The sequence below is a fragment of the Microcoleus sp. MOSTC5 genome (genome assembly GCF_036701825.1).
Classification (GTDB): Bacteria; Cyanobacteriota; Cyanobacteriia; order Cyanobacteriales; family Microcoleaceae; genus Microcoleus; species Microcoleus asticus.
In genome coordinates, this window is the sequence record NZ_JAUBRK010000120.1 from 1 (window position 1) to 9467 (window position 9467).

Below are 9467 nucleotides of genomic sequence, written 5' to 3' on the forward strand. Positions count from 1 at the left end.
TGTACGGCACTATACTTGATTTACTTTTTGTATATCATATAGTTTATCACTTGTTAGACCTTAAGTAAACCGTATTGGATTATAGGTTGGCGTATAGTACAGTTACATCGATTAGTAAACCATCTCTAGATGGGGAATAATAAAGAAGCCGATGAATTAAGGCTGCTTAATTGCAGGAAAAACAAAAACAAGGAATCGCTGACTAAATCGCACCTGCTAAGGCGATTCGCCCTGCCGACAATTCCTGAATTTTTAGCTCCTAATTCCCAAATGGCGGTAAATCGAGTAACTGATTTTTAGAAGGTGGAAGCTGCGCGGGATTTTTACCTGTTTGGGCTGAAGTTTGGCGTATTTCCAGAGCAGTTTCGCCAGGATTTGCAGTGCGAGTAGGTACTATCTCCAAAGAATAGACTGTCTCGGTTTTTGCAGGGGCAGGATTTTGGGCTTTCGTGAGCAAGTCAACGGCATCTCCGAGAGCGCTAGTTAAATTTTTGGTAGTTTCGGCGTGGCGGGCTTCTTCTTGTTTCAGGGCTTGAGTCAGTTGCTTAACTTGTTCGATCGCCCGATCGCGCTCTTCGAGAACTTCTGCTAACTTAGCTTTAAGTTCGCCTACTGTTTGCAGTTGTTCGACTTCCTGCTGTCGGGCAACTCCAGCATCGTCGCCTTCGGATACAAGGGGCGAAAAATTTTGTAATTGCTCTATTTGTGCTTCCAGAGAAGCGATGCTTTGCTGAGTTAATTTGGCATCATTCCGCCGCTGTTCGGCTTCGGTATTGTAGAGTTGACGCCACTGAGCCGCACTTTCACCGGCCTCATCTCGATCGCGCGAAACTTCTGTTAACTGCTGTTGCAGCCGCTTAATTTCATCTAACCACTGTCTGACATCCTGAGCCATATTGATTTTAGATTTTAGATTTTAGATTTTAGATTTTAGATTAACAATGGCGCATTGGTAATGGCTTAATTAAGTAACGCTGCTTATTTCCAGTTGCGCGATCGTCCTGCATTCATTTTCCCTTTTCTAGTTCCCCGTCTCCTGTGCGCTATGAACATTTTTTACTGGTTGCGCTACCTGATTTTAGCTTTGTTTCAGGTATTTTTGAGGCTGCTTCGAGCTCTCAAAAAAAAATTTGGTGGTTTTTGGCTGTTTTGTCGGTGTTTGACTTGGGGCACGCTCAAGGAAGTCGGCGCGAAGGCAGGAGAACAGCGCTTGCCGGGGCTGTCTGCGGAAATGGCCTACAATTCTATGCTGGCGCTGTTTCCGGGGCTGTTGGCTATCTTATCTGCGATCGCTCTGTTTGAACCTTTGCAGTCAACACTTTATCAAATCGCCCGTCTTTTGGGCGAAGTTATACCCGATAACGTTCGGAATTTGATTGGCGGCTTAATCAAAGAAATTTTGTTAACTCGCAGTAAAGGGCTGTTTTCGGTGAGCTTTTTTGCGTCGGTTTGGGTATTTTCTGGAGTAATGAGCGCGGCGATGGCTGCACTCGATCGCATCCATCAAATTCCGAGGGATCGAACTCGACCATTTTGGAAAGCAAAACTTATTTCTCTGGCGCTGAGTATCGGCACAATTATACTATTAATTCTGGCATCGGGAGTAGTATTTGTCAGCGACTTAATTGTACAAGCTATTGCCCGCCAGAGTTGCCTGCTGGAGTCCGTCGCCACTTGCGATTTAAAAGATGTTCAAAATTGCTTGCTGCTCGCCGGCAATTGCCCTTTGGAGTCGCAACTTTTAAGTGTTTGGCGGCTGTGGCGGTGGCCGATTTCTTTGGGAATTGTATCACTGGCTTTTGCCTTTGTTTACCGCTACGGGCCGAGCCGCCGTCAACCAGATATTCCTATTTTGTCGGGAGCTGTTTTTGCTGCTATTTTGTGGGCGCTGTTTTCAGCTTTATTTCGGCTTTATGTTTGGCATTGGGGCAATTTCAGTTGGACTTACGGCACGATCGGAACTTTTATTGTGTTGCTGCTGTGGCTCGATATTTCTTCTTTAGTGATGCTGATCGGCGCTCAGTTGAATGTGACAGTGGGAAAGGCAATGAAACAATCCCAATTAAAATAATTTATTAATTGTTAATTGTTAATTGTTATTTGCCGGATGCTGGCTTAACGACGGAGTAAAGTGCTGAGGATACCCGCAACAAAAGACAACAAAATCAGTATCCAGATAACAGCACCGGGAATGAATGTCAAGATGCCAACGCCTCTGAGAATCCAAACTAGGAGGGTGAAGCCCAGGATAGTCAAAAAGATGCGGGTAGATAGTCGCATTTGAAATCTAGGAGAATTAGCCATGTTGAATGTTAAAGTTTTGTCTGGATCAATGATAGCTGTTTTATTGGCGATCGGCAGTTACCTCACTTTAATTTCGGTTCCGGGTTCCGCTATTGCGCTTGGGGGTGCAAATGTCTTGGGAGAAGCGGCAAAGGCTGCTCAAAAAACGCCTGCTGCGAGTTTAACAATTTCCGATCGCACAATTGGAGCCGCGAAAGTGGGGATGACTTTCGGACAATTGAAAAAGGCTCTGGGTTCCACGGCGCAGTTTAAGGTAGAGTCTCCTTTTATGGTAGACTTTGATGCTGTGGCTGTCAGCCAGTCGCGAAAAGTGCAATATCGGATTATTTATCCTGCTGGTACAAAGCTAAAAGATACGGATGTCATTGAACTTTTGATGACTGAGAATTCTAATTATAAAACAGTTCAGGGCGTCGGGCCGGGAATGACTCTGAAACAAGCCGAGGCTATTTACGGCAAAGCTACTTTATCTTATAACGTGGATAATGAATCGAGAGAAGGGGTTGTATTTGCCAAGCAACCCACTAGAAACATTATGTTTGTTCCCCAGGCTAAAGGGAAACAATTTGCGGGAGTTTACGGGGCCGGTCAAGGGGGATTTTATCAGACTAATAAATATCAGCCGAATGCTGTGATTCGCTCTGTGATGGTGCGGAAGTAAGTTAGTAAAGACAGCCCAACAGATAACTCGGCAATTGAAATCGCTTGTACAGAAACTATCGTCCCAGCAGAGGGGAAGTCAAGAAAGGAAGGACGATCGCACTTATCAAAAAAAGTGCGATCGCCAATGTTTAGTTAACTGAAACCGCCTCAAAAATTACCATTTATAACGCGCTGGTGACGGGATTGGAAGGGCGGCAGGTCGCGGATAAACGGTGAGTGTCCCCACTGGGATCGAACACAACCTCAAACTTAACGTGAGGTATAGTTTGTCGCAAAAACTGAAAATGCCCGTCTGCATCAGAACGACTGCGGAAGCGGGCAACAATAATCCATTGCTGAGTGGGTAACAGACGGGCGATCGCCCAACAACACAAGCGGTCTTTGTATGTCAACATAGAACTCGTCTCCATTGATATTTTTGGAGCCAGAGCCAGCCCGGAACCTTGGACAGTGAGGGGCTGGCTTCTGACGTTTTAAGGCCTGAGCCTTATATACACTAATAGCATAATTTGATGCCATTAACATCAAATGACACAAAAATATATCAAATGGTGTTGGAGTGTAAAATTGAAGACAATTGAAGTAAAACCATGCCAGCCCATGCCTTCACGAATGCGAGTCACAGTTACCCTCCCAGAAGACGTTCATCAAGCCTTGTCCGAATGGGCCGAAGAAGAAGATAGAACCCTTGCAAACCTGCTATCCCATGTGGCAGCTAAAGCAGTCAGAGAGCGCCAAGAGCAGAAAAAGGAAGAATCAGAAAGCGATCGCCCTTAAGCGATGACCACGGCGTAAGATGGAGTTTGTTGAAATGTTTTGCAGTACAACGAATGGCTTCACGGGGACGAGTTACCGCATACTTGCCAGAAGAGATTCAAAAAGCTCTCGAAGAATGGGCAGAAGAAGACAGCAGATCCGTTAGCAGTTTGGCAACGTACCTGCTGACGAAATCTGTTCGAGAACGCCAAGAGCAGAAAAAAGATAAATCAGAAAGCGATCGCCCTTAAGAACGATCGCCCCCAATCCCATCCGCGTCCATCCGCCTACATCTGCGGTAAAAAAAAGAACCATAGCCCCTCAAAAAAATAAGGTGGGCCGCAGCCCACCCTACCCAAATTATTTCGCAGTCACCAACTGTGCCGGCAGCCGCTTAAACGCCAACCTTTCATTCTCGATATCCACAAAAATGGTATCGCCATCGGCAAAATCTCCCCGCAAAATACCCTTCGCCATTTGCGTTTCCAACTCGCGTTGAATTCCCCGCTTCAGAGGCCGCGCACCGTAAACCGGATCGTAACCAATTTCTGCTAAGAAATCGATCGCAGATTCCGACAGCTTCAGAGACATCTTGCGTTCAGCTAACCGTTTTTCCAAGCGCTTGACTTGCAACAGCACAATCTGCCGCAATTCGCGCTTGCTCAAACCGTGGAAGATAATCATCTCATCAATCCGGTTCAAGAATTCCGGGCGGAAAGTTCCCCGCATCGCTTCCATCACCCGACTGCGCATTAGTTCGTTATCTCCCGCCACATCTAAGATGTATTGAGAGCCGACATTCGATGTCATAATAATCACAGAATTCTTAAAGTCTACTGTGTGACCTTGAGCATCGGTAACGCGGCCGTCATCCAAAATTTGCAGCATGATGTTGAAGACATCCGGGTGCGCTTTCTCGATTTCATCGAATAGAATCACGGAGTAAGGACGGCGGCGCACAGCCTCAGTTAATTGTCCGCCTTCATCGTAGCCGACGTATCCCGGAGGCGCACCAATTAACCGCGAAACCGCGTGTTTTTCCATGTATTCCGACATATCAATTCGCACGATCGCTTCTTCCGTGTCGAACAGATAAGCCGCTAATGCTTTCGCCAACTCAGTTTTACCAACACCGGTGGGGCCGAGGAAGATAAAACTCGCAACCGGACGATTGGGATCGGCTAAACCTGCGCGCGATCGTTGAATTGCATCTGCAACCGCCGTCACCGCTTCATCCTGTCCGATTACCCGCTTGTGCAATTCATCTTCCAAGTGCAGAAGTTTCTGCATTTCCGATTCAACTAACTTGCTGATCGGAATTCCCGTCCACTTGGAAATAATCTCGGCAATGTCACCTTCAGTGACTTCTTCCCGCAGCAAACTTTTACCTGTGGTTTGAGTTGCTGACAGTTGAGATTCAGCTTGTTGCAGTTGTTTTTGCAATTCGGTTAACTTGCTATATTTCAACTCAGCAGCGCGGTTCAGGTCATATTTTAATTCAGCTTGCTGAATTTCAATATTCACCTTATCAATCTGTTCTTTAATCTTTTGAATGCTGCCGATGACACCTTTTTCAGATTGCCACTGGGCATTCAAACCGTTTTGGTGTTCCTTGAGGTTGGCTAAGTCTTTTTCCAGTCTTTCCAAGCGTTCCATCGAAGCAACGTTACTTTCTTTTTGCAGGGACAGTCTTTCCATTTCTAGCTGCAAAATCCTGCGGTCGATTTCGTCTAGTTCTTCCGGCTTGGAGGTAATCTCCATTTTGAGTTTAGCGGCTGCTTCGTCCACTAAGTCAATGGCTTTGTCTGGAAGGAAGCGATCGCTAATATATCGAGTAGATAAAGTAGCCGCCGCCACTAGGGCGCTGTCAGAAATTTTAACGCCGTGGTGAACTTCATACCGTTCTTTCAAGCCCCGCAAAATCGAGACAGTATCTTCAACTGTCGGTTGGTCAACATAAACTTGTTGAAAACGGCGTTCTAGTGCCGCATCTTTTTCGAGGTACTTGCGGTATTCGTCGAGAGTTGTAGCGCCGATACAGCGCAATTCTCCCCTCGCTAACATCGGTTTAAGTAAGTTGCCGGCATCCATCGAGCCTTGAGTTGCGCCAGCACCGACAACGGTGTGAATTTCATCGATAAATAAGATGACTTTGCCGTTGCTGTCGGTAACTTCTTTGAGTACCGCTTTCAAGCGTTCTTCAAATTCTCCCCGGAATTTTGCACCTGCAATTAATGCGCCCATATCTAAGCTAATTAATTGTCGGTCTTTGAGAGATTGCGGCACATCTCCGGTGATAATTCGCTGGGCGAGTCCTTCGGCGATCGCAGTTTTGCCGACTCCCGGTTCCCCAATCAATACCGGGTTATTTTTGGTGCGGCGGCTCAAAATTTGAATGGTGCGGCGGATTTCGTCATCCCGTCCGATTACTGGATCGAGTTTGCCTTGACGCGCGGCTTCAGTCAAGTCTCGGCCGTATTTTTCCAGCGCTTCGTATTTCCCTTCTGGATTTTGATCGGTCACTTTGTTGTTCCCCCGGACTTGGGCAATAATATCTTTGAGCTTGGCTTCATCTAGTTTAAATTCTTGTAGTAGATTTCTGCCGAAACGATCGTCCTTAACGTAACCTAGTATCAAATGCTCGATCGAAATAAATTCATCGCCGTACTCTTTTCGGTAAGTATCGGCGCGATCGAGCAAAGTGTCGAGAGAACGACCTAGATAAACGTTGCCGCCGCTTCCAGTGATTCTGGGCTGACGGCTGATAAACTCATCAGTGCGATCGCGCAATTTTGCTACAGAAACTCCAGCTTTGTTTAACAAGCTGCTAGCCAGTCCCGATTCTTGTTCCAGCAAAGCTTTCATCAAGTGTTCGCTTTCTAGCTGCTGCTGCTGAGCTGCTTTGACGAGTTCGGGAGTGCGGGCGAGGGCTTCCCAGGCTTTTTCAGTAAATTGGTTTGGATTATTTGGTTGCATAAATTTTAATTCCCTGCATTAAAAATGATGGCTGCTGTAGAGGCAATTGCTTGATTCCTCGTACAATTGTCATTGTAGGGAGTTGCGGAAGGCGATCGGATCGGTGTTCCCCTCTCTGTAGATAGGTATTTCCGTCCTGATTACTAATACGACTAGCGAAAAGACAACGGCTGTTTTGCCTGCAAATAAGTCGTCGGTACGGGTTATCTTCAAAAACAGCGACTTGTTATACGGCTTTCGGGCAAGGATAAACGATTCCCTCTGCTGCGTGCTACAATGTAGTATGTATAATATTCTTATTTTATAACTCTAATCCCAAAATTCGCCTGGGCAACCTAACCTACAATGGACAACAATTTGCTCTTCTACAGATCAATCTCTGATATTCTTAGGCTCTTTGTTGTACCTGAAGTTGAGGGCAGAGTTGACAACGGGTCAGTGAAGGTGGAAGAACTACCACTTGAACTCAGAGCGTTTAGAGCTATACAAAAGCAATTACCAGATGGCAGTATTCAGCCTATTTTTGAGATAAACAACGAAATAAATTTAATCTTAAAAGTCAGAGTGAAACAGGCTGTGCAAGCAGGCGAACCAGTCACTCTCGATAAAATTCATCCCGAAGAGTGTTTTATTGATCCACCCATATATGATGAGCAACCCGCCGCATACTTTTTGTGCCAAACATTTTTGTTAGATTATTTGATATTATTTGACTGTAGAGCAAATCAGCTAGGTCTGTCGCAGGAAGAAATTGAAGAACTAAAGAAAGCAACTCTCAATTATCCAATTCTGGAGTATGCAGAAAACCAGGAATTTATAGATGTAGTCAAGCCAAAGGAGAAGCTTCAGACTTTAATAAGCAGTAACTGGGTTCCGGCACCAGGCTGCTGTAGACACGCTGCGCTATACATCCACGAACACCAAACCATAGACGATAGTTCTTTCTTGGAAGTTGTTAATCAAGCCTACAGTGATGATTTTTGGCAGAAAAGAATCGCTTTTTGGCAAGAAACTAACTTTTTTCAACACAGACTTCAGTATATAGAAAGAGCTATTAACGCTCACCTTGAAAAGGATTACATTTGTTCTATATACGTTTTAGTACCCCAATTTGAGGGTATTGTGAAAGACTACTTAGGGCTTGCTGAATAATCAATCGCCCGCAAAGAACAGGTGCGCTCGATATCCTCTAGCTCTATTTAAGATAAGTTTCTCTGTGTTAATTTGCTTCAAATATAATTGAAATTTATCCTCAATCTCAAAACAGGTGTTGTTTAGCCCGCTCGACATAAAAATACACAAAAAAACCCGCCGTAACCAGGTAGAAAGGTTCATTACTAAAAAAGTAATTGCAATGGCTGTAGAGGAAGTATTACTAAGTTTTGCCATCACTCGATTCAAGCTAAATCTTCGTTTACCCTGTCCAAATTTTCCTTCAATCGCCTGACGAATTCTTTCGTCTTCTTTAGCTTGCTTCTTTTTTGATTTACTGACAACTGCTGGCGGTCTTCCTAAAGGAGGTCCACTAATTCTAATTCCTCTCTCTTGACACCACGCTCGATTTTCTCTTGTTCGATAAATGCGATCGGCATGAACTGATTCTGGATAGTATCCTGTGAATCTATAATAAGCTTCTACTTGTGATTTTAAGTCCCCTGATTCATTAAAACTATCCCAACTTATTCGATCTAAAAATACATACCCCTCAAAGCAACTGGCTGAAAGTTTGGCTCCAAACTCTACATTTTTTCCTGCTTTTCCTCTGACTATAGGACGGATGTACGGTTGGCTTAAGCTTACTATTCTGTCCGATATGCTTTGTTTATTGTTTTTAAATAACCAGAGCTGTTGCCGATAGACTTCTGTGGCTACTAGCAAGGTTTTATATTGCTTTTTGGTCAAACTTGTCAGGGAGGCACCTGAGTCTATTAGCTGTTCAATATGACCTAAGTTTCTTTTGATATATTGCAGTTGTTTTTTAATTGCTTGGATTCTTTTGTTACGAGAAGGCCGTTTTTGTTTGGCTATGAATAAGTAATCAATTCTTGCTTTGTTGCGGTAGGTTCTGGGTTTTTGGGAAATTTGGTCTTTGAGGGATTGATAGAGGATGTCTATAATTTTTTCGGTATGCACTCGGGCTTGATTTAATAGTCCTATGTCGGTCGGATAGCTGATGTCTGCGGGGGCGCAGGTGGCATCTACAATCAATTTTCCTCGATTGAGTGGCTCATTTGTTGCGTCCGAATCCTTTTTTTTTTCGGATGGGCTTGCGGTAGTTTCTCGGATTTTCTTGACCAGGCGCTCGTTTACTTTATTAATTAGGTTGGCATCGATCCGTTGGCGGAAGTGAACTAATAGTGATGGGTCAAATGGCAGTTCATTACTGTAGTTTGATTGACCGATAAAGTATTGTAAGTATGGGTTTTCGCGGATTTGTTCTACTGTTTCTCTATCGCTAATTCCCAGTTTTTCTTTGATGATTAATGCCCCCAACGCCATCCGAAAAGATTTGGCTGGTGCGCCTTTTTCTGTGGGGAAATTTTTAGCATATTCTGCTTCAAATTCATGCCACGGGATAAGTTCGGCCATTTTTACCCAACGGTTGTCTGCTGACAACTTTCCCCCGAAGGGCAGTTCAAACTCGAATGGGGGACTATAAGCAAGCTCAGCTTTTCGGTACACGTTCCTAGATGGTGATGCACGGGTTTGTCGGGTGAGGTTCGAGGGTCGCCCCTCTCCCCTCCCCTAAGAACGCAGCATGAGAGTTT

Annotated in this window: 10 protein-coding genes; 5 read left to right on the forward strand and 5 right to left on the reverse strand. The window is 44.8% G+C overall.

Annotated features, from left to right (window positions below; all coding sequences use genetic code 11):
- Positions 1-259 precede the first annotated feature (259 nt).
- Positions 260-895, reverse strand: a complete 636-nt coding sequence (locus QUA54_RS33045) for a hypothetical protein (protein ID WP_333419112.1) — start codon at positions 893-895, stop codon at positions 260-262.
- A gap of 150 nt (positions 896-1045) precedes the next feature.
- On the opposite strand from QUA54_RS33045, the gene QUA54_RS33050 reads away from it, so the two are divergent.
- Positions 1046-2071: a YihY/virulence factor BrkB family protein gene (locus QUA54_RS33050; protein WP_333419114.1), complete on the forward strand. Its 1026-nt coding sequence runs from the start codon at positions 1046-1048 to the stop codon at positions 2069-2071.
- Between the two features lie 44 nt (positions 2072-2115).
- Here the strand turns inward: QUA54_RS33050 and QUA54_RS33055 are convergent, their stop codons facing one another.
- The gene (locus QUA54_RS33055) at positions 2116-2304 is read right to left on the reverse strand and encodes a hypothetical protein (protein WP_333305929.1); all 189 of its coding nucleotides are present in this window, start codon (positions 2302-2304) and stop codon (positions 2116-2118) included.
- On the opposite strand from QUA54_RS33055, the gene QUA54_RS33060 reads away from it, so the two are divergent.
- A complete protein-coding gene (locus QUA54_RS33060) occupies positions 2303-2965 on the forward strand; it encodes a hypothetical protein (protein WP_333419116.1) in 663 nt (220 codons plus the stop codon). The genes QUA54_RS33055 and QUA54_RS33060 overlap by 2 nt on opposite strands.
- 163 nt (positions 2966-3128) lie before the next feature.
- Here QUA54_RS33060 and QUA54_RS33065 read toward each other — a convergent pair whose 3' ends face one another.
- Complete coding sequence (locus QUA54_RS33065; RefSeq protein ID WP_333419117.1) at positions 3129-3362, reverse strand: hypothetical protein; 234 nt, start codon at positions 3360-3362, stop codon at positions 3129-3131.
- 205 nt (positions 3363-3567) lie between these two features.
- On the opposite strand from QUA54_RS33065, the gene QUA54_RS33070 reads away from it, so the two are divergent.
- Positions 3568-3744 carry a ribbon-helix-helix domain-containing protein gene (locus tag QUA54_RS33070; RefSeq protein ID WP_333029546.1) on the forward strand — a complete coding sequence of 59 codons (177 nt, stop codon included), beginning with the start codon at positions 3568-3570 and terminating at the stop codon, positions 3742-3744.
- 53 nt (positions 3745-3797) lie between these two features.
- A complete protein-coding gene (locus QUA54_RS33075; protein WP_096829277.1) occupies positions 3798-3974 on the forward strand; it encodes a ribbon-helix-helix domain-containing protein in 177 nt (58 codons plus the stop codon).
- A gap of 109 nt (positions 3975-4083) precedes the next feature.
- Here QUA54_RS33075 and clpB read toward each other — a convergent pair whose 3' ends face one another.
- Complete coding sequence (gene clpB, locus QUA54_RS33080) at positions 4084-6699, reverse strand: ATP-dependent chaperone ClpB (protein ID WP_333419119.1); 2616 nt, start codon at positions 6697-6699, stop codon at positions 4084-4086.
- Positions 6700-7143: 444 nt separating this feature from the next.
- On the opposite strand from clpB, the gene QUA54_RS33085 reads away from it, so the two are divergent.
- Positions 7144-7851 (forward strand): hypothetical protein, encoded by a 708-nt coding sequence (locus tag QUA54_RS33085; RefSeq protein ID WP_333419121.1) that lies wholly within the window; start codon positions 7144-7146, stop codon positions 7849-7851.
- Here the strand turns inward: QUA54_RS33085 and QUA54_RS33090 are convergent, their stop codons facing one another.
- Positions 7852-9381 (reverse strand): IS5 family transposase, encoded by a 1530-nt coding sequence (locus QUA54_RS33090; RefSeq protein ID WP_333419123.1) that lies wholly within the window; start codon positions 9379-9381, stop codon positions 7852-7854.
- Positions 9382-9467 lie beyond the last annotated feature (86 nt).